Annotated in this window: 16 protein-coding genes; 7 read left to right on the forward strand and 9 right to left on the reverse strand. The window is 64.9% G+C overall.

From position 1 onward, the window contains the following. The first annotated feature begins 4 nt into the window (after positions 1-4). From sufC to dxs, 5 genes are all read left to right on the forward strand, one after another. Positions 5-751, forward strand: coding sequence for a Fe-S cluster assembly ATPase SufC (gene sufC, locus EJO69_RS01790; protein WP_126038436.1), 747 nt, complete (start codon positions 5-7; stop codon positions 749-751). A gap of 11 nt (positions 752-762) precedes the next feature. After that, positions 763-2,037: a SufS family cysteine desulfurase gene (locus EJO69_RS01795; protein ID WP_126038439.1), complete on the forward strand. Its 1,275-nt coding sequence runs from the start codon at positions 763-765 to the stop codon at positions 2,035-2,037. Next, positions 2,034-2,495, forward strand: coding sequence for a Fe-S cluster assembly sulfur transfer protein SufU (gene sufU / locus EJO69_RS01800; protein ID WP_126038442.1), 462 nt, complete (start codon positions 2,034-2,036; stop codon positions 2,493-2,495). Before EJO69_RS01795 ends, sufU begins: the two co-directional genes overlap by 4 nt. After that, on the forward strand, positions 2,420-2,803 hold the full coding sequence (locus tag EJO69_RS01805) for a metal-sulfur cluster assembly factor (protein ID WP_126038445.1): 384 nt from the start codon (positions 2,420-2,422) through the stop codon (positions 2,801-2,803). The genes sufU and EJO69_RS01805 overlap by 76 nt, the downstream gene beginning before the upstream one ends. A 124-nt stretch (positions 2,804-2,927) precedes the next feature. Continuing rightward, entirely contained in the window at positions 2,928-4,853 is a 1,926-nt protein-coding gene (gene dxs / locus EJO69_RS01810) for a 1-deoxy-D-xylulose-5-phosphate synthase (protein WP_211331469.1), read from the forward strand. A gap of 100 nt (positions 4,854-4,953) precedes the next feature. On the opposite strand, the gene EJO69_RS01815 is transcribed toward dxs, so the two are convergent. Together EJO69_RS01815 and EJO69_RS01820 are read right to left on the reverse strand one after the other, a co-directional pair. Further along, positions 4,954-6,195, reverse strand: coding sequence for an HRDC domain-containing protein (locus tag EJO69_RS01815; RefSeq protein ID WP_342769221.1), 1,242 nt, complete (start codon positions 6,193-6,195; stop codon positions 4,954-4,956). Beyond that, on the reverse strand, positions 6,126-6,689 hold the full coding sequence (locus tag EJO69_RS01820) for a DUF3000 domain-containing protein (RefSeq protein WP_245993716.1): 564 nt from the start codon (positions 6,687-6,689) through the stop codon (positions 6,126-6,128). The genes EJO69_RS01815 and EJO69_RS01820 overlap by 70 nt, the downstream gene beginning before the upstream one ends. A gap of 88 nt (positions 6,690-6,777) precedes the next feature. On the opposite strand from EJO69_RS01820, the gene EJO69_RS01825 reads away from it, so the two are divergent. After that, on the forward strand, positions 6,778-7,827 hold the full coding sequence (locus EJO69_RS01825; protein ID WP_126038457.1) for a lipid II:glycine glycyltransferase FemX: 1,050 nt from the start codon (positions 6,778-6,780) through the stop codon (positions 7,825-7,827). Between the two features lie 184 nt (positions 7,828-8,011). Then, positions 8,012-9,289: an MFS transporter gene (locus EJO69_RS01830; RefSeq protein ID WP_211331470.1), complete on the forward strand. Its 1,278-nt coding sequence runs from the start codon at positions 8,012-8,014 to the stop codon at positions 9,287-9,289. 98 nt (positions 9,290-9,387) lie between these two features. On the opposite strand, the gene treZ is transcribed toward EJO69_RS01830, so the two are convergent. The 7 genes from treZ to EJO69_RS01865 form a co-directional block, all read right to left on the reverse strand. Continuing rightward, on the reverse strand, positions 9,388-11,106 hold the full coding sequence (gene treZ, locus EJO69_RS01835) for a malto-oligosyltrehalose trehalohydrolase (protein WP_126038460.1): 1,719 nt from the start codon (positions 11,104-11,106) through the stop codon (positions 9,388-9,390). Between the two features lies 1 nt (position 11,107). Further along, the gene (gene treY / locus EJO69_RS01840; protein WP_126038462.1) at positions 11,108-13,615 is read right to left on the reverse strand and encodes a malto-oligosyltrehalose synthase; all 2,508 of its coding nucleotides are present in this window, start codon (positions 13,613-13,615) and stop codon (positions 11,108-11,110) included. Then, on the reverse strand, positions 13,608-15,815 hold the full coding sequence (gene glgX, locus EJO69_RS01845) for a glycogen debranching protein GlgX (protein WP_126038465.1): 2,208 nt from the start codon (positions 15,813-15,815) through the stop codon (positions 13,608-13,610). The genes treY and glgX overlap by 8 nt, the downstream gene beginning before the upstream one ends. Before the next feature lie 163 nt (positions 15,816-15,978). Then, positions 15,979-17,112, reverse strand: a complete 1,134-nt coding sequence (locus tag EJO69_RS01850; protein ID WP_126038468.1) for a DUF3320 domain-containing protein — start codon at positions 17,110-17,112, stop codon at positions 15,979-15,981. 341 nt (positions 17,113-17,453) lie between these two features. Then, positions 17,454-17,765, reverse strand: a complete 312-nt coding sequence (locus EJO69_RS01855; RefSeq protein WP_164519827.1) for a SemiSWEET family sugar transporter — start codon at positions 17,763-17,765, stop codon at positions 17,454-17,456. 184 nt (positions 17,766-17,949) lie between these two features. Beyond that, complete coding sequence (locus EJO69_RS01860) at positions 17,950-18,702, reverse strand: hypothetical protein (protein ID WP_126038474.1); 753 nt, start codon at positions 18,700-18,702, stop codon at positions 17,950-17,952. A gap of 11 nt (positions 18,703-18,713) precedes the next feature. After that, positions 18,714-19,934 carry a toxic anion resistance protein gene (locus tag EJO69_RS01865; RefSeq protein ID WP_126038478.1) on the reverse strand — a complete coding sequence of 407 codons (1,221 nt, stop codon included), beginning with the start codon at positions 19,932-19,934 and terminating at the stop codon, positions 18,714-18,716. Positions 19,935-19,980 lie beyond the last annotated feature (46 nt).

Consider the following 19,980-nt stretch of genomic DNA (forward strand, 5'->3'; position numbering starts at 1 on the left):
CCCCGTGTCCAACCTCGTAATCAAGAACCTCCACGTCTCGGTCGAGACGAACGAGGGCGACAAGCCGATCCTCCACGGCGTCGACCTCACGATCAACGCCGGCGAGATCCACGCGATCATGGGACCGAACGGCTCCGGCAAGTCGACCCTCGCGTACGCCCTCGCCGGCCACCCGAAGTACACGATCACCGAGGGTGAGGCCTACCTCGACGGCGAGAACATCGTCGAGATGTCGACGGACGAGCGTGCACGCGCCGGCCTGTTCCTCGCCATGCAGTACCCGGTCGAGGTTCCCGGCGTCACTGTCTCGAACTTCCTCCGCACCGCGAAGACCGCGATCGACGGCGAGGCGCCCGCGCTGCGCACGTGGGTCGGCGAGCTCAAGGAGTCGATGAAGAAGCTCCGCATGGAGGACGACTTCGCCCAGCGCGACCTCAACACCGGCTTCTCGGGCGGCGAGAAGAAGCGCAACGAGATCCTCCAGATGGAGCTGCTCAAGCCGAAGTTCGCGATCCTCGACGAGACCGACTCCGGCCTCGACGTCGACGCGCTCCGCGTCGTCTCCGAGGGCGTCAACCGCATCCATGCGGAGACGAATGTCGGCGTTGCCCTCATCACCCACTACACCCGGATCCTCCAGTACATCACCCCGGATCACGTCCACGTCTTTGCCAACGGCAGGGTTGTGGAGTCCGGCGGCCCCGATCTCGCCACGCAGCTCGAGGATGAGGGATACGACCGCTACCTGTGAAAGAAGACACCATGACCACGCCTGTCCCGGTCTCCGACTTCCCGATCCTGGCTCGCCCAGGCAGGGACGGCACGCGTCTCGTCTACCTGGACTCCGCGGCCACGTCGCAGCGGCCCGTCCAGGTGCTCGATGCGGAGCGGCAGTTTCTCGTCACGGCGAACGGCGCAGTCAAGAGGGGCAGCCACCTGCTCGCCGAGGAGGCGACCGAGGCGTACGAGAATGCTCGTGCGACGGTCGCGTCCTTCGTCGGCGCGGCGACGGACGACGTGGTCTGGACAAAGAACTCGACCGAGGGCCTCAACCTCGTCGCCTACTCCCTGTCGAATATTGCGGCAGGGAGGGGCGGCGAGGCCGCCTCGCCGTATTCGGTCGGCCCCGGCGATGAGATCGTTGTCACGAGGGCTGAGCACCATGCAAACCTCGTGCCCTGGCAGGAGCTGTGCGCCCGCACGGGCGCCACGCTCCGCTGGCTCGACGTGGTTCCCATGGGCGGGCCCGACCAGGGGCGCCTCGATCTCTCCACTCTCTCCGTCATCAACGAGAAGACGAAGGTTGTCGCGTTCGCCCACGTGTCGAACGTGACCGGTGCAGTCGCGCCCGTCGCCGAGATCGCCGCCGCCGCGAAGGCGGTCGGTGCACTCGTCGTCCTCGACGCCTGCCAGTCGGTCCCGCACTTCCCGGTCGATCTTCCGTCACTGGGCGTCGACCTCGCGGTGTTCTCCGGGCACAAGATGCTCGGACCGACCGGCATTGGTGTCCTCTGGGGGCGGCCCGAGGTGCTCGACGCGCTGCCGCCGTTCCTCACCGGAGGGTCGATGGTTGAGGTTGTGACGATGGAATCGACGACCTTCCTGCGGCCGCCGGCGAAGTTCGAGGCGGGCACGCAGATGGTCTCGCAGGCGGTGGGCCTCGCGGCCGCCGCCGACTATCTGACGGCAGCGGGAATGGATCGAGTCTTCGCCCACGAGAGGGAGCTGACCGAGCGCATCCTCACCGGCATCGTCGACATCCCCGGCGTCCGCGTCGTCGGCCCGACGACGGCCGAGGATCGCCTCGGCGCGGTCGCCTTCGTTGTTGAGGACGTTCATCCTCATGACGTGGGTCAGGTGCTCGACTCGAAGGGCGTCGAGATCCGTGTCGGCCATCACTGCGCTCAGCCCATCCATCAGGTGTTCGACACATTCGCTTCCTCTCGGGCCTCGCTCGGCCCGTACAATACGGATGCGGACGTTGACGCGTTCCTCGACGCGCTCGCCGGTGTCCGCCCCTACTTCGGAGTGTCATGAGCAGCCTAGATTCCATGTATCAGGAGATCATCCTCGACCATGCCAAGATGCGGCACGGTCAGGGGATCCTCGAGAGCCCGGATGGCGAGTCCTTCCAGGTCAATCCCACGTGCGGCGACCAGGTGACCGTTCAGGTCAACCTCGACGGCGACAGGATCAGCCACCTCGTGTGGGATGGTAAGGGGTGCTCGATCTCCCAGGCCTCGATCTCGGTCATGACCGGGCTCGTCGAGGGGAAGACCATGGCCGAGGCTGAGGAGCTGCTCGGCGTGTTCCAGGAGCTCATGAACTCCCGCGGCAGGGGAATCGAGGATGAGAAGCTCGACCGTCTCGAGGACGGCGCGGCCTTCGTCGGAGTGGCACAGTTCCCCGCCCGTATCAAATGCGCACTGCTCGGCTGGATGGCGATGCGCGACGCGACTATCAAAGCCACCAAGGCGAAAGGAGAAGGCGAATGAGTGACATCACTGTCGCCGAGGTAGAGGAAGCTCTGCGCGACGTCATCGACCCCGAGCTCGGCATCAACATCGTCGACCTGGGACTGCTCTATGGAGTGACCCTCGACAACAACGCCGCGATCATCGACATGACGCTGACGTCCGCGGCATGCCCGCTGACCGACGTCATCGAGGATCAGGCGGTCCAGGCCCTCGAGGGTCTCGTCACCGAGGTCCGCATCAACTGGGTCTGGCTCCCGCCGTGGGGCCCCGAGAAGATCACGATCGAGGGGCGCGAACAGCTTCGCGCACTCGGCTTCAACGTGTGAGATGAGAGGAGCGGCCATGGCCGCTCCTCTTCTCTTATCGCCGCACAGCGATCCCGTCTGATCGCCGCGCATCAATCCCGGTGCCGCTATGCCCCGTGGTCCTACGCGCCGCAGTGGTAAACTCATGTGCCAGCACAGGAGGATCAGCGTGAGCATACTGTCGACAATCACTTCTCCGGCCGATGTCAGCCGGCTGTCACACAAACAGGTGGACGGCCTGGCGAAGGAGATCAGGTCCTTCCTTGTCGAGTCCGTGTCACAGACGGGCGGGCACCTCGGCCCGAACCTCGGCGTCGTCGAGCTGTCGATCTCACTCCACCGCGTCTTCGACTCACCGCGTGACACGATCGTGTTCGACACGGGGCACCAGTCCTACGTCCACAAGGTCCTCACCGGCCGTAAGGACTTCACAAACCTGCGGTCTGAGGGTGGCCTGTCCGGCTACCCGTCGCGAACCGAGTCCGTCCACGACGTGGTCGAGAACTCCCATGCGTCGACAGCGCTGTCCTGGGCCGCCGGCATCGCCCGCGGCTACCGCCTCGCCGGTGAGGATCGCAGCGTTGTCGCCGTCATCGGTGATGGTGCTCTGACGGGTGGCATGGCCTGGGAGGCCCTCAACAATATCGCGGAGGACCAGTCCCTTCCCCTCGTCATCGTCCTCAACGACAACGATCGCTCCTACGAGCCGACCATCGGCGGCATGGCCCGCAAATTCGATGTCACCGGCGTCACGCGCCGTCTCGACCAGGTCCGTGTCTCGAAGGACTACGAGAGCATCCTCAACTGGGGTAAGAAGACCCTGCGAGCATCCGGTCCTCCAGGACGGCTCGCCTACGACGCAATCCATGGTTTCAAGCGGGGCGTCAAGGACGTGCTGGTCGACGCGGGGATCTTCGACGCCCTCGGCATCAAGTACGTCGGCCCCGTCGACGGGCATAAGATCCGTGACCTTGATACGGCGCTGGAGATGGCGAAGGAGTACGGCGGGCCCGTTGTCGTCCATGCCATCACCGAGAAGGGCCGCGGCTACCAGCCCGCACTCGACGACGTTGCGGACCGCTTCCATGCAGTGGGTCAGATCCATCCCGAGACGGGACTGCCGATCGTGCAGTCCGGCTTCGGGTGGACGGCCGTGTTCGCCGATGAGATTCTTCAGGCCGCGACAAGGGATCCGAAGATTGTCGCCCTGACCGCGGCCATGCTGCGCCCGGTCGGGCTCGGCCCGATGAGAGATGCCTTCCCGGATCGGGTCATCGACACCGGCATCGCCGAACAGCACGCGGTGACAACAGCCGCTGGCCTCGCCTTCGCCGGATACCACCCGGTCGTTGCTCTCTACGCCACCTTCCTCAACCGGGCCTACGATCAGCTCCTCATGGACGTCGCCCTCCATCGTGCCCCCGTCACGGTCGTCCTCGATCGCGCCGGCATCACCGGTAACGACGGCGCCTCCCACAACGGCATGTGGGACCTGTCGCTTGCCGCCATGATCCCGGGCCTGCGTGTCGCTGCACCCCGTGATGAGGCAACCCTGCGCGATGAGCTCAACGAGGCCCTCGCCATCGACGATGGACCGACGCTCCTGCGATACCCGAAGGGCAGCGTTCCCGAGGCGATCCCGGCCGTCGACCGCGTCGGCTCCCTCGACATCATTGGGCGCAGCGGCGGCAGCGGCCCGAGAGTCCTCGTTGTCTCCATCGGAGCCACGGCGGGGGCGGCCCTCGCCGCGACATCCGTCACCACCGCCGACGTGACGATCATCGATCCGCGCTGGGTTCTGCCGATCAGTGAGGAGCTCATTGACTTCGTCGAGGGCTTCGACGCGATAGTGACCATCGAGGACGGGCTGCGGGACGGGGGAGTGGGCCAGCAGATCGCCGACCTCGCATCATGCCCCGTCACCGTCCTCGGTGTGTCCCGGCACTTCATCGACCACGCGAGCCGGAAGGACATCCTTGCCCGCGAGCACATGACGGGTGACGATGTCATCACGGCAGTTCGCGCGGCCGCGGGGCACGGCCCGGCCCTGTCGATTGCCAGCGACGCCTGAGTAGACGTCAGAAGCGCCGTTGGTTATGGATCGCTTCTGAGGATCGCGAGCAGGGCCTCTGGGCCGACGATTCTTGTGCGCCGACCACCTCGGCGCACTGCTACTTGGGCGACCGCGGTAGGACGACGGCCACCTCTTCGATCTGCCACGGCCTGGCGCCCGCACGGTAGAGAACATCGACCATCGACGTGATCGAATCCCATCCCTCCCACGCCAGCTGGCGCTGGATTGCGGGCTTGAGGAGGGCATCCTGTCGGATTCCGAGATCCTCTGCCCGCTTCAGGACAGTGGGTCGAACGATGTCCCAGCGCTCCGCGGCCTCGGGCCTGCGGTTCTTCCAGTTCCTCACGTCCGGCAGGCCGTCCTTCGACGGAGCATGGCGGGAGGGCAGGTTGTCGGTGTCCCAGCCGCGCTCGATCGCAGCCCACCAGCGGGTCGACAGGTCCTGACGGGAGCGCGAGCGCAGGGCCGAGGAGGCCCGCACCTCGTCGAGGGTGCCGGGCAGCGACGCCGCGAGGGCGCCGAGCGCCTTGCCGGGAAGGACCTTCTCCGGTCCGACGTCGCGGGTGCGGGCGATCTCATCGCGTTCGAGCCAAAGCTCGCGAAGAATCGCGAGAGTACGGGGGTCGCGGATCCTCAGTGAGGTGCCGATCTTGCGCCACGGTTCGGGGTTCGGCGGATTCGGAGGGCTGGTGCGCAGGTGTTCGCACTCCTGCATCATCCACTCGAGCCGACCCGCCTCCTCGAGGCGTCGGTGCTGGACCCCGCGGAGCTCGATGAGGAGCTCGACGTCGAGGGCGGCGTACGACAGGAGCTCCGGGGCAAGCGGGCGAGTGGACCAATCGGAGTTGGAATGCTCCTTCGCCAGCTGGATGTCGAGATTGTCCGAGATCGCGGCCTGAAGGGAGACCCGCTCGTCGCCGAGCAGCAGCGCAGCCACCTCGGTGTCCCACAGGGACGGCGGGTTGAGGCCCTCGCGGCGCAGGCTGGGCAGATCCTGATCCGCAGCGTGGAGGATCCATTCATCCTCGGCGAGCACCTCGGCGAGTCCGGACATATGGTCCTCGAGCGGGGGAGGATCGATGAGGAAGAGCCCTGAGCCCTCCCGCTTGATCTGGATGAGGTAGGCGCGATTGGAGTAGCGGATACCCTGGGCGCGTTCGGTGTCGATGGCGAAGGGCCCGCTGCCCTTCTTGAGGGAGTCGACTGCCGCCGACATATCGGCATGCGTCGACAACAGGGGCGGTATCCCGCCCTGTGGTTCATCTAATTTCACAGGCGATCCAGTGGAGTGACGGATGGTGGGTTCAGTCCGCTTGCCGTGCAGGCGAATTCCGCCCACGCATCCAAATGGTCGGAGACATCTTCGGAATGGGGGGACCAGGAGGCCCGCACCTCGACTGTCACGCGGCTGTCGTCCAAGTGTAGACCACGGAATGTCTCGTCCATCTGCCGGGTCACCGTGCCGTTCAGACTGTGGTAATTGGCACCGTGCGCATCCAGCGCATCGGTCAGCCAGGACCACGCGACCTCACCGAGCAGGGGATCATCCCCAAGTTCGGTCTCAACGGGTGCCGACACGTGGCAGACGATCCGGAAGGAGCCGTTCCAGGCTGGCTGACCATCGGGGTCGTAGAGAAGAACAAACCTGGCCTCGCCAAGGTAGCCGTCCGGGTCGAGCGGAGCCCCAGTTGTGTTGATCTCCGCCGCCAGAGCCGCTGCCCAGGGCGCGATCCGCTTCGGGGCGGGAATCTCCTGAATACGGAACTCTCGCCGGAACGCATGGTCGCGCATCGAGTCGAGACTCGCGAGGAACAGCGGCGGTACGTCGGTCACAGAAGCACCGTATCGACTCGTCGAGTGCGGTGCCCGCAGGCGCGCCGGTAGACTGGCCCTGTTTCGTCCCCGACCAGCCTGAGGAATCATGCCTACGTCTCGCATCGTCTCCCTGCCTCCGGAAGAGTTCATGTCCCGAGCGGCCGCTGCCGGCGTCGCTCTGCCGCTCGAGCAGTCCGCCGCATGGGATCGCTACGATGTGGCGTCCCCGGGCCGAACGCCCTACGGCCGCTATGCGTGGCAGGTTGATGGCGAGGATCGTGCCTTCATCTCCCTCACGGCCTTCTCGGGCCGAGGATTCCGGTACCTGTGGGCGAAGGAGGGCCCGGTATGGACGGAGGCGCCGACTGCACGGCATGAAGAGCGCTTCCAGAGCGACCTCATGGCAGCACTCAAGAAAGACCGGCGGCACGCGTTCGTGCGCCTGCATGCCCACCACAGGTCCCCGCGCCTCCATGAACTCCTCCAGTCGATCCCCTTCGACCGCACCGTTATCCTCGACCTGTCTCTCTCGAGCGAAGACCTGCTCGCCTCGATGAAGAAGCGCGGCCGCCGCGACGTGCGTAAGTCCCTGCGCAACGAGGATCTCGTGGCCTCGGAAGAGACAGCCCGCGCGGAAGAGGTCTTCGATGAGCTCTACGACCTGTTGAAGGAGACCGGGGACCGGGATGGCTTCGGCATCGCACCGAAGTCCTCATACCTGCGGATGCTGAGCTCGCTTGGACCTGAGCATGCGCGGCTGTTCACCGTCCGGGCGCACGGCGAACCGTACTGCTGGGGAATCGTCACCGTCAACGGGCCGCGGGCCACGTACTACTACGCGGCCTCCTCGGCCGCTGGTCGGAAGGCCGGAGCCCCTGACCTCCTCGTCTGGCACATGACGGAAACGCTTCGCGACGCGGGCGTCACCACCTTCGATCTCATGGGCATCGATTCCGAGCGCGCACCGCAGCTGGCCGGAGTCCGAGGCTTCAAAACCAAGTTCTCCGAGGAGATCGCCGAGGTGCCGGGCGCCTGGGATCTGCCCCTCCAGCCTGTCGTCTACCACGGCCTCACGCTCGCGCTCAAGGCCAAGAGGTCGGCCTTGACGGCGATCAGGAACCTGCGGTCACGTCCGACGGAGTCGTCCCGCGACTGAGAAAGCGCTCACAGCACGCCGAGACAGCCCGGCCGGAAGAAGCCAAACGGTCGATGCTGTGCCAATCTGACTGCGTGAACCTCTGTCCTGACGTGACCTTCCACCGAACGTGCCCGCGTGCCATATGCCAGGGCGGGGACCCGTGTGTCAGTTCGGGGTTGGGTGCGATGCGGGGCGGGTGCTGATGGCGCTGCGCAACCTGCTGGCCGATACTCGGCCGCTGCAGAACCCGCACTTCCGCCGCCTGTGGTCGGCGAACATCATCACGGTCATTGGCGCTCAGATGACACTCGTGGCCGTGCCCGCCCAGCTGTACTCGATGACCGGAAGCTCGGCATATGTCGGACTGTCGGGCATCTTCGGCCTCGTCCCCCTCCTCATCTTCGGGCTCTGGGGCGGCGCCCTGGCCGACGCCCTCGACCGTCGCCGGCTCCTCATCGTCACCGTCATCGGCATCGTCGTCACGTCGTCGCTGTTCTTCGTGTGGACCGCTCTCGGCAACACGAATGTGTGGCTCATCCTCCTCACCTTCTCGGCCCAACAGGCGTTCTTCGCCGCCAACCAGCCGGCCCGGATCTCGATCCTTCCCCAGCTGCTGCCAAGCGGTCAGATACCGGCGGCGAACGCGCTCAACATGACGGTCATCTCAGCCGGTGGTATCGCGGGACCCCTCATCGGCGGGGCCCTCATCCCCGTGCTCGGCTTCCAGTGGCTCTACTTCGCCGACATCCTTCTCCTCCTGCCCACCCTACTCGCCGTCATCGGACTGCCGAGCCTTGTCCCGGCTGGCGCTCAGAAGAAGAAGGCGCCGGGATGGCGGTCGGTCATCGAGGGTCTCGTCTATCTCATGGGCCACAAGATTCTTCTCATGAGCTTCGTCGTCGACCTCATCGCCATGATCTTCGGCATGCCGAGGGCGCTGTTCCCCCAGATCGCCCATGAATCCTTCGGCTCGAGCATGAGCGGTGGCCTCGCGTTCGGGATTCTCTATGCCGCGATACCCCTCGGATCGGCCCTCGGGGGAGTGTTCTCCGGCTGGGTCTCCCGCATCAGACACCACGGTCTCGCCGTCATCCTCTGCATTATTGCCTGGGGGCTATCGATGACAGGCTTCGGCATCGCCGTCCACTTCGCGACCGGCGCGCCCGATCACTGGCTGTGGATCGGCGCCTTCTTCCTCGTCCTGGGCGGAGCGGCAGACATCGCATCGGCCGCCTTCCGCCAGACCATGCTCCTGACGGCCGCAAGTGACGAAGTGCGAGGACGCCTCCAGGGTGTGTTCTTCGTCGTCGTCTCAGGCGGCCCCCGCATCGCCGACGTCGCCCACGGTGCAGCCGCCGTCTATGTCGGAACAGCACTCGCCACGGGCGGCGGCGGAATCCTCGTGGTACTCCTCGTCCTGCTGTGCGCGCTTCTCGTACCGGCCTTCACCCGGTACCGGGTCGAGCCGAGCGTTGAATGAGGCTTCCCGCAGTACGGACTCGCCGGTCGGCCGAGGTCTTCTGACAGGGAAGGGCCCGGACGGCTGACGCAGTCCGGGCCCTTCCACGTCAAGATCTCCTACCTGATGACGGCGACCGACTCTGGCTCGAGAGTGATCGAGTCGCCCTGGTCGACGCTGCCGCGGGTGAGGAGAACCTCGCCGGCGGGGACCGTCAACTTCTCGTCCGACGTATTGATGACGAGCCGTGCCGTGTCCCGGTGGAGGATGTACTGCCCGGGTGCGGGACGCTCGAGTCGGGTTGCCAGCCGGTCGGGCGAGGCGAAGGACGGCTCGCCCTTGCGGATCTGGATGAGGTGCTTGACGAACTCAAGGATGTCGCCATTGTTCGCCTTCTCATCCCAGTCGAGCTTCGAGCCTTCGAAGGTCTCGATGGCCTGAGGGTCCGGCACCACGAAATCCGGGCCGTAGATCTCCTCCCATCCATGGGCACCGAACTCGGAGAGCCTGCCCTGGGAGACGAGTGGGCCGAGCTCCTCGCTGTGGTCTGTGAAGAACGCGAACCGGGACTTTGTGTTCCACTCCTGGCCCTGGAAGAGCATGGGCGTGAAGGGGGAGAGGATGACCAGCGCGAGCGAGCCGAGCGATTCGACTTCGGAGAGGTGCTCCGAGGGTCTGTCGCCCTGAGCGCGGTTGCCGACCTGGTCGTGGTTCTGGTCATAGACGACGAAGGCGTGACCGTCGATTGAGTCAGGGACCGGCGTGCCCCACGGGGCGCCCCTGAACGTCGACTCCGATCCATCGTGATAGAACGCGCCCCGGAAAACCTTGGCGAGGGCATTCTCGTCGCCGAAGTCGACATAGTAGCCGTGCGTCTCACCCGTGAAGGCGGCGTGAAGGGCATGGTGGACGTCGTCCGCCCACTGCATGTCCATGCCCCATCCGTCCTCGTCGGTGGGGGAGATGACGGCGGGATCGTTGAGATCGGATTCGGCGATGAGAGTAAGGGGCCGGCCGAGCTCACCCGACAGTGCCCTCGTCGCGTCCGCCAGCTCGGCGAGGATATGAACGGGGGAGTCGTCGATGAGGGCGTGGATCGCATCGAGACGCAGGGCGTCGATGTGGAACTCCTCGAACCAGCGCAGCGCAGAGGACAGGATGTGCTCGCGCACGCCCTCGCTGCCCTCATCGTCGAGATTGATCGCCGTGCCCCACGGGGTCTCGTGCCGATCCGTGAAGTATGGAGCGAACTGGTCGAGGTAGTTCCCGTCGGGGCCCAGGTGGTTGTGGACGACGTCGAGGCAGACTCCGAGGCCGCGCCGGTGGCAGGCGTCGACGAACTTGGCGAGGCCTTGCGGGCCACCGTATGCCTCATGGACGGCCGTCCAGCTCACCCCGTCGTATCCCCAGCCCCGCTCACCCGGGAAGGGTGCAACGGGCATGATCTCGACCATGTCGACACCGAGCTCGGCGAGGTGATCGAGCCGCTCGATCGCGGACGCGAACGTGCCCTCGGCGGTGAAGGTGCCGATGTGCATCTCGTACAGCACCGCACCCCGTGCATCGACTCCGTCGAAGTCGCCGTCGGACCAGGACAGCGTCGATGTGTCGAAGACGCGGGACGGCCCGTGGACACCCCATGGCTGTTCGGCGCTCCTCGGATCGGGGAGCATGGGCCCCCCGTCGATCGAGAACCCGTACGCCGTGCCGTGGGGCAGCACCGGAACGTGCCAGTACTCGCCCTCGCGCGTCAGCGGCCTGCGCTCGAAGTCATCGCCGGGACTCCAGTCGGGGCCGCCGATGAGGAGATCGAGAGTGGTCGGCTTGGGTGCCCACATGTCAGTCTTCCCTCCTGAGGACCGCAACCGGCATGGTCGCCAGCAGCTCGGCCAGGTTGATGCTTCCCCCGTCGTACGTCTTCCCGGTGAGGATGTCGGTCCACGACCCCTCCGGGACGACGACCGTGTGATCCCCGAAGCCGCTGTGGGTGATCTCCGCGTAGAGACGCTCGGTGACGACGGCGACCTGGGCCTCGTCGCCCTGCGTCCGGGCATAGGCGAAGGCATGCCCGGTCGTGACGGGCAGCGGCCTGTAGCCGCCACCGACGAACACATCCGGCATCTCACGCCGCAGCCGCAGGATCCGCGACACGAGCCACAGCTTCTCCTCGTCGAGACTCGGATGGGAACCGAGGCCGTGATCGTCGAGCTTGGTGAGCATGGGGACGATGTCCCCGTACCGCACCGTGCGACGATTGTCCGGGTCGACGAGGGAGTTCTGGGTGATCTCCTCGCCCTGATAGTTGTCGGCGACACCGAGGATCGTCAGCTGGATCGCCTTCGCGGCGAGGAGGACCGAGCGGACCGCGGGGGCCGTGTGCTCGTAGAACTCCGCGATCTTCGCGCCGATCTTTTCATCGGTGATGAGGTAGCGGGCGAACATGAAGAGCGCGTTCTCGGCATCCTCGTTCGGCTCCGTCCACGTCGTCCAGACCTTCTGCTCGCGGGAGGCCTTCTCCAGGTACTGGATGAGGCGCTCGTGGCTGATCGGACCCCGGTCCGTCCACGTGCCGATGATCGTCTGCCACAGCAGGTTCTCGGTGCGTCCGTTGAGCGAGGCGGGGCGCTGCTTGGCAGCCATCTCCCGCACCTCCTCGAGCAGACTCTGCCACTCGCCCGCGTACTGCGAGAGAACGCTGATCCGGGCGCGGACATCCTCGCCGCGCTTCGTGTCATGCGTCGTCCCCGCCGTCATCGTCACCGGCCAGGACTGCATCGTGCGCTGCACCCACGCGTGCATCTGGTCGCTCGAATAGGTGGGCGTGTAGGCGTAGGAGCCGACCTCGCACGAGGACAGCAGAAGCGTCCATCGATAGAAGGCGGTGTCCTCGATGCCCTTCGCCATGACGGGCCCGCAGGCCTGCTGGAAGCGGATGATGAGCTCGGCCCGCTTCTTCTCATGGGTCCGGCCGGCCGAGCCGATCTCGGCGCCGAGCAGCAGCTCGACGACGATCTCGAGCGTCTCGTGCCGGTCCTCCGCCAGGCGCTTCTTCGCGCGCTCGGCCGCCTCACGCAGGGCGCGCTCTGCCTGCGGGGCGGGCCGCTCGCCGGGGACGACGTACGCGCGGTACCTGTCCATCTCCAGAATGAGGGCGACAACCGATTCCCGCAGCGAGCGGAACGTATGATCCCGCAGGCGCACGTCGGCGCTGCACAGTGCCGAGAGGATGTCGGCGAGCCGGTCGATCTCGGCGAAGAGCGACTCGGCGATGATCTGCTCCTTGCCGGACATGATGATCGAGTGGAGGTCCCCGGCGGAATCACCGGCGATATCCTCCATGATCGTGCCGAGCGCAATGATCCCGTTCGGGTCCGTCTCGAGCGCCTGGATGCGCCAGGCCGAGTCGTACCCAGTCGTCCCGGAGACGGGCCAGTCGCCCGGCAGCTCCTCATCGCCGTCGAGGATCTTCTCGGCGACGATCCACGCGCCGTCGGTCGCCTCCGAGAGGTCCCGGAAGTAGCCGCGGGGGTCCGCCAGACCATCGGGGTGATCGATGCGGAAGCCGTCGATGTAGCCCTTCCTGTAGAGCTGGAGAAGGCGGCGATGGGTCTTCTCGAACACATCCTCCCGCTCAACGCGTACGGCGGCGAGCGTATCGACGTCGAAGAACCGACGGTAGTTCAGCTCCTCGTTCGCGACCTTCCAGTAGGCGAGCCGGTAGTACTGGCGCTCGAGGAGGTCCGCGAGCGGCAGAGACTCGGTGGCGTCCTTGACGGGGAAGATGTGGTCGTAATAAACGAGGACGTGCTGTTCACCCTCGTCCTCGAAGCCGGGGATGACCCGCGTCTCGAGCTTGATCGTGTCCTCCGCGAGAGCGGTGCCGATCCGCGTGCCGAGGACGGGCATGAGGACACCCTCACCCTCCTCCTCGATCTCGATGTCGAACCAGTCGACATAGGGAGAGTCAGGCCCGTACTTGAGGACGGACCAGAGCTCCTTGTTGATGTAGAGAGGGGTGGGCACCGCCATATGGTTGGGGACGACATCAACGATGACCCCCATGCCGAGCCTGTGCGCCTCGTCGGCCAGCGTGCGGAACGCACGCTCCCCGCCCATCTCCGTCGAGATCGACGAGTGGTCGACGACGTCGTAGCCGTGGGTGGAGCCGGGAGCGGCCTGGAGGATGGGCGAGCAGTAGATGTCGGTGACGCCGAGGCTGTCGAGATAGGGCAGCAATCTCCGAGCCTGGGAGAACGTCAGGTCGGGCCCGAGCTGGAGTCGATAGGTCGACACCGGCTGGCGGCGTCCCGGCCTCGGGGTGTGCGAATGGGCGTGTCGCTCAGGCATCTGTCTCTTTCTTCTCCGCTGCCGCCGAGGGAGTCTCGGCCTCATTGTTCGATGCGGCTTCGTTCCTCAGCTCAAGCTCCTCTTCGCGCTGCTCGGCCGGACGCTCGAGGATGACGATGGAGCGGCTCGTCACGGTGTAGACCGAGCCCGCGGCGTGCTCGGTGCCCTCGGATTCCGGTGAGGCCGTGTTGAGCACCTCGTGCCACGTCATGCCGTAGGCCTCGTTCGGGAGCGTGAAATCGATGTCCGAGGAGTCCGCGGAGATGAGGACGAGCAGATCGCTGTCGATGACCTTCTCACCGCGATGGTTGGGCTCCGAGATCGCGGCCCCGTTGAGGTAGATCATGACGGACTTCGCGTAGGACGTGTTCCAGTCCTCGTCGGTCATCCGCTCGCCGGACGGGACAAGCCACTCGATCTCGCCGAGCTCGGACTCACCGCCATGCGTCGAGTCGCCGGCGAAGAAGCGGCGCTTGCGCAGGAGCGGGTGGCTGTGGCGGAAGTTGACGATCTTCTGTGCGAACTCGAGGAGCTCCTCCTGCTCCGTCGTCCAGTCCCAGCTGACCCAGGCCAGCTCATTGTCCTGGCAGTATGTGTTGTTGTTGCCGAGCTGGGTCCTGCCCATCTCATCGCCGTGCGAGATCATCGGAACGCCCTGCGACAGGAGGAGAGTCGTGAGGAAGTTCTTGATCTGGCGGAGGCGAAGTCCCTTGACCGCGGGATCGTCTGTCGGTCCCTCGACGCCGCAGTTCCAGGACCTGTTGTGGGATTCGCCGTCGGCACCGCCCTCGCCGTTCGCCTCGTTCCTCTTCTCGTTGTAGGAGACGAGGTCCCTCATCGTGAAGCCGTCATGGGCGGTGACGAAGTTGATCGAGGCGACGGGCCGGCGACCGGAGTGCTCGTAGAGGTCGGAGGAGCCGGTGATGCGGGAGGCGAGTTCGGAGAGCATGGCTGGCTCGCCGCGCCAGAAGTCGCGGACCGTGTCCCGATATTGGCCGTTCCATTCCGTCCACAGCGGCGGGAAGCCGCCGACGTTGTAGCCGCCCTCGCCGACGTCCCACGGCTCGGCGATGAGCTTGACCTGGGAGATGACCGGATCCTGCTGGATGATGTCGAAGAATGCAGAGAGACGGTCCACAGCATGCAGCTCGCGGGCAAGGGTCGATGCGAGGTCGAACCGGAAACCGTCGACGTGCATCTCCGTCACCCAGTATCGCAGGGAGTCCATGATGAGCTGGAGTGAATGCGGGGACGACATGTTGAGCGAGTTGCCTGTGCCCGTCGTGTCGAAGTAGTGCGCCTCATCGCCCGGCACGAGCCGGTAGTACGAGGCGTTGTCGATGCCGCGGAAGGAGAGCGTGGGACCCATATGGTTGCCCTCGGCCGTGTGGTTGTAGACGACGTCGAGGATCACCTCGATGTTCGCCTCATGGTAGGCCTTGACCATGGCCTTGAACTCGTCGACCTGCTCGCCGCGGGTACCGTAGGACGCGTACGTATTCTGTGGTGCGAAGAAGCCGATCGTGTTGTAGCCCCAGTAGTTCGACAGCCCCTTCTCCTGCAGGTATGTATCGTTGACGAACTGATGGACAGGCATGAGCTCGATCGCGGTCACACCCAGATCGCTGAGGTGCTCGATGATCGAAGGATGGGCGAGGCCCGAATACGTTCCCCGCATATCCTCCGGCACATCGGGGTGCAGCATCGACATGCCCTTGACGTGCGCCTCGTAGATGACGGAGTTGTGGTAGTCGTGACCCGGGGGCCGGTCGTGGCCCCAGTCGAAGAAGGGGTTGACGACGACCGAGACCATCGTGTGGCCGAGTGAATCCTCCTCGTTCCGCTGGGACGGGTCGTCGAAGGAATAGGAGAAGACTGCGGGGGAGTTCTCGACGTGACCGTCGATCGCCTTCGCATAGGGATCGAGGAGAAGCTTCGACGGGTCGCAGCGGTGCCCGTTGTCTGGATCGTAGGGCCCGTGGACACGGTAGCCGTACAGCTGCCCGGGACGCACGCCGGGGATGTAGCAGTGCCAGACGAAGGCGTCGACTTCGGTCAGTTCAATCCGCTCTTCGTTCTTGTCGTCGTCGAGGAGGCACAGCTCCACGCGTTCGGCGACGGATGAGAAGATCGCGAAATTTGTGCCCGTGCCGTCATAGGTGGCGCCGAGCGGATAGGGTCTTCCAGGCCAAGTTTCCATGTCCATAGAATGTCATGAACTACTCCACAGTGCAGAGTTCTTGTGTTCTGGGCGAATCGCGGCGCGCCTCCCGCGCGTGACGTCCGCATACTGCATCATCCCAGGCTCGGAGGCTCGAGAGACCAGCGGACAGCTCACCCGGTTGGTCGGGGGAGCACACTGGTCACAGCAGGTTCCAGGCCTTCGAGAGCTGATCGGTGACAGGCTGCGTTTCCCGCTGCCTGCCAAACACTCGCATGACCCGACGCCGGAGTTCAGGGTCCGCCATGCCCGGGTTCTTCCCACGGAGGAAGCGAGCAGCATTCGCGATCTCGACCGGGCTGATGAGGTGGAAGGGTCGGTGGTGGTCGCCGGCGGGGCGGAACTCCGACCATGTCTCCCGATCGATCTCCGCCGGCCAGACGAAGCCGTCCCCATCTATCCAGAAGTCATGACCATCGATCCGCGCTCCGCGACCCGTCGCGCACATCCGCTTGATGACACCTGACGTGCGGGTCTCTTGCCTGGTGGTCTTGCGGCGGATGTCGAAGGACGCGAGAACGAGCCGAGTGAGACGGTCGATGTGAATGGGGCCCTCAAAGCTGACGATCTCTGAGACGGCAGCACGCAGCTGCGCCTTCGACGCCTTTCTCCGTGGGTATTCGATGACGTCGCTGCCTCCGACCGGAACGACAGTCCACGGCTCGTACTCGAGCCGCCTATTGCCGATTGTGGTGTCGGGATCACCGTCTCGACTGAGGACCTCAGTATCCGGCTCGACACCTTCGTCGCCATCCGTCCCGTCATCCGCGTCGGGATCGTCCACCTCGATCGGGTTCGGGGTCTCATCCGCCTGCTGCACCGAGATGTTCTCCTCGGCGGCGAGCGCTTCCAGCGCTTGGCGTCTGAACGTTCTGAGCGCCTCCATTCCCTCGCCGTCATCGAGCTGTTCGAGCAGCCGCAGTGCGTAGTCGCTGGATCTGAACGCGTCGATCGTTGTGAGGGGAGCGTTGTGGGCGCTCTGGTTCCGGAAGATCTTGAGCTCCGCTGCCAGCCTCTTGACCGAGTAGCTGTCGCGCCCAAACGGCCATCCAAGTTCGCCAAGTCGTTCGGACAGCATCCTCAGCTGGGCCTGAAGATCGTATCGCTCGATGGCGTAGCTGCGCTTCTTCTGGTTCTGCTGGTCGAGCAGAGCGAGCACGACCGTCCAGGGATGACCGCCGAGAACGTCGTCGAGCCGTTCTGCAATGATCGGATCCAGCCTCGTCGTCAGATAGTCCAGTGTTTCTTTGACCGACAGGGCGGGTTTGAACTCCATTGCTCACAGATCCTCTCGTCACCAAGTTCTCTTAGTGTCCACGGCGAGTCGTCATCGACTTCGGGGCACGTAATGAGTCTAACGTCGTTTTCGATCAGGACAGCCGTGGTCGGTAGGAGCGGCGCGCGGCCCGGAGGTCATGACTCTTCATGCCGGGGAGCGGAAATCGCGCGGCGGCACCGATCGGTGCTCTTCAAGAGAAGCGTCATTCCGGTTCACTGTCGGGATGTGCCGGGCGACTGAATGGACACGACCGGGGGTTCTAAGCAGCGAATGGAGACGTCGGCGCCCGCCCAGGGAGAATTCCTGGGCTCACTCCCAGCAGCGATTGAGGCCTGGTGTCAGGCAGCCGCGCCCTGCGTGTCCTCGACTGCCGACACGGCGCCTCTAGACGGCTTCCGGTAATAGAGGATGACAGCGATCATCGCGATGCCGACCAGAGTCGAGACGGTGTTCGCGATGATGAGGGGGAGCGCTCCCGAGGTGATGCCGTAGGAGAACCAGAGCACGTAGCCGATGACGAGGATCCCCATCCACGACAGTGAGACGTTCGAGGAATCGCGCGTCTGGACCATGAGCCGAATCTGCAGAAGCGGCGCAAGAGCCATGACCAATCCCCACACGGTGGTGGCGACGGCGAGAAATGAAGACAACAGAGAACTCCTCAAGATGATGAACAGTGGCGGAGCCATAGGCTCGGCGCAACCACTGCCCATCCTAATCTCTCTGGAGCATTATGGCTGGTGTGTCTCCCCACAGGGGGAGGCGCGGTCAAACCGCTTGATGGTGCGGCTGACCGCGCCGACGGGGAGCCGACGAGCCAGCCCGCAACGCGCCTCATTCGACCCCGAAGTCAAACTGCTTCTGATGGTGACCGAAGCGCTCACGAAGGAAGTTCCCGCTGCTCGTGAGTCGGGCCGAGGAGGCGCCGTGGCGCGTGGCGTGAAGAGCATCGGCCTGGCTCTGGAGGAGATTCAACTGTTCGGCGAGCTCCTCGTTGGGCGTCCTGCCGTTCGGCTGGCGAGTGTCGACCATGTCCGCCGGAATGGCGAGGTAGCCCTTGAGCACCATGGGGAGGTATCTCTCCGTGAGCGCTTCAAGCTCGTACTCGAATTGAGCATCACGGGAGGGGTGCGCGTTTTCTGCCTCGATGACGGAGTGGAGCGTGCTGCAGCACGTGAGGATCGACCCGTAGGAGTCGGCGGGGAGGCGATGCCGATTCGCCTTGGCGTGGTTGGATGCCCAGGCGACGGCCGACGACAGCGTCGACTCGGTCGGCGGGCGGGTGACCTGGGCGGGGGCCGAGCGTGGCTCGAGGTTCTGAGGATTGGTGCGCCTGCGTCCCGTGGGTCCATCGAGCCACAGGTCCCGGCGCCAGAAGGCACGGCTGCCCGACAGGACCATCGCGCCCAGGCCGAGAACGGGCGTGAGCCACGACCAGCTGGCAATGCCGAGGATGAACATCAGTGCGTAGGCGGCGCCTTCGAGTGTTGCCATCCTGTTCTTCGACCCGATGCCGACGCCCAGCATGAGGAAGGCGAGGAAGGGGAAGAAGATGACGACAAGAGCAATCTTGAAGGCGTTCTTCACGCGATACATCGTCAGCCCCTCTTCTCTGGGGCAGTCGCCGCATCAGAGGCGTGGCTCCGCTCAAGCTGGCCTCGGGACCTGTTCACCTGGCCCTGGAGAGTTGCGGTTGTCTCCTTCATCGCCTGAGCGGCCTCAATCTTGAATCGATCGATCTCGTCGAGGGCCTGGAAAACATTGTCGAAGGCCTGCTGAAGCTTGTCGGGGTCGATCGTCGCCTTCGCGGCGTTCTGGTGAATCGCTGTTCCCTGAGCGCGGAGCATCTCCGACGTCTGGAGAATCATGTCCGACGTGGTCGAATTGAGCGCCTCGATCTGGGACAGGACAATCTTCTGCTGGGCGACTGCCTGCGCGACGATGACGGCGACCCGCAGTGCGGAGAGTGTCGTATCAAGCGCCCGGTCGACGCCCTTGATGAGCTCCGCATTGTTCTTCTTCACGACGTCGAGTGCGAGGTACGCCTGGACCGAGACTGCCAGCTGTGTCATGAGGTCCTGATGCCGCTGACGAATGTAGAAGAGTGCATCGGTCTCGAGTGCCGTGGCATCGTCCCCGCGCCCCTCCGCTCTCAGTCCCGCAATCCGCTGCTCGAGCTCGTTGCCCAGATGGTTGGCAAGCACTGAGTAATTGGCAAGGTAGCCCATCGCCTCCCAGAGGGAATCCCGTTCGGTCTGAATCGAGGCGTTGTCGAGACGCAGCTCGTCCTGCCCTCCGCGCAGCGACTTCGTGATGGCATCGAGATGGGACTGAGCGGATTCGTACTTCATGAAGTATCGCTCGAGTGACCTGCCGCCGGGCAGGAACTTGAAGATCCTCCTGCCACCGGTGAGATCGTGACGCTTCGGGTCAAGATCAGTGACAACCTGCCGCAGCTCCTCGATCGTCCTGCCTGTGCGCGATGCCGGATCATCTCCCTTGGGAGAGAATGCTGCGGGTCGCTCGAGCATGCGACTCGAGGACGTGCTCGCCTGCGCCATGATGCCCTCACCGAGCCGCGTGAGCTGGGCGAGCTTCGTCTGGAACTCTGGGCTCTGCAGGTCAACCGCCATGAGGTCGTCGAGAAACCGGCTGGCCGTCTCTGCGTGCTTGGCCTGCTCAACGGCATCGACGAGGATCATGCCGCCGACCTTCTCGGGTTCGTGGACCACGACCTCGGCCGCAGGTGTGGGCGGCTCGAGAATCAGCGGATTGTCCGAAGGCCGGCTCTGGTCGCCGAGATCAAGTGGGTTCGACATGCGGTGCTCTCTTTCCTCATCAAGCCCCTCGATTTTCTCATCCTCC

This window comes from Flaviflexus salsibiostraticola (genome assembly GCF_003952265.1).
Lineage (GTDB): Bacteria > Actinomycetota > Actinomycetes > Actinomycetales > Actinomycetaceae > Flaviflexus > Flaviflexus salsibiostraticola.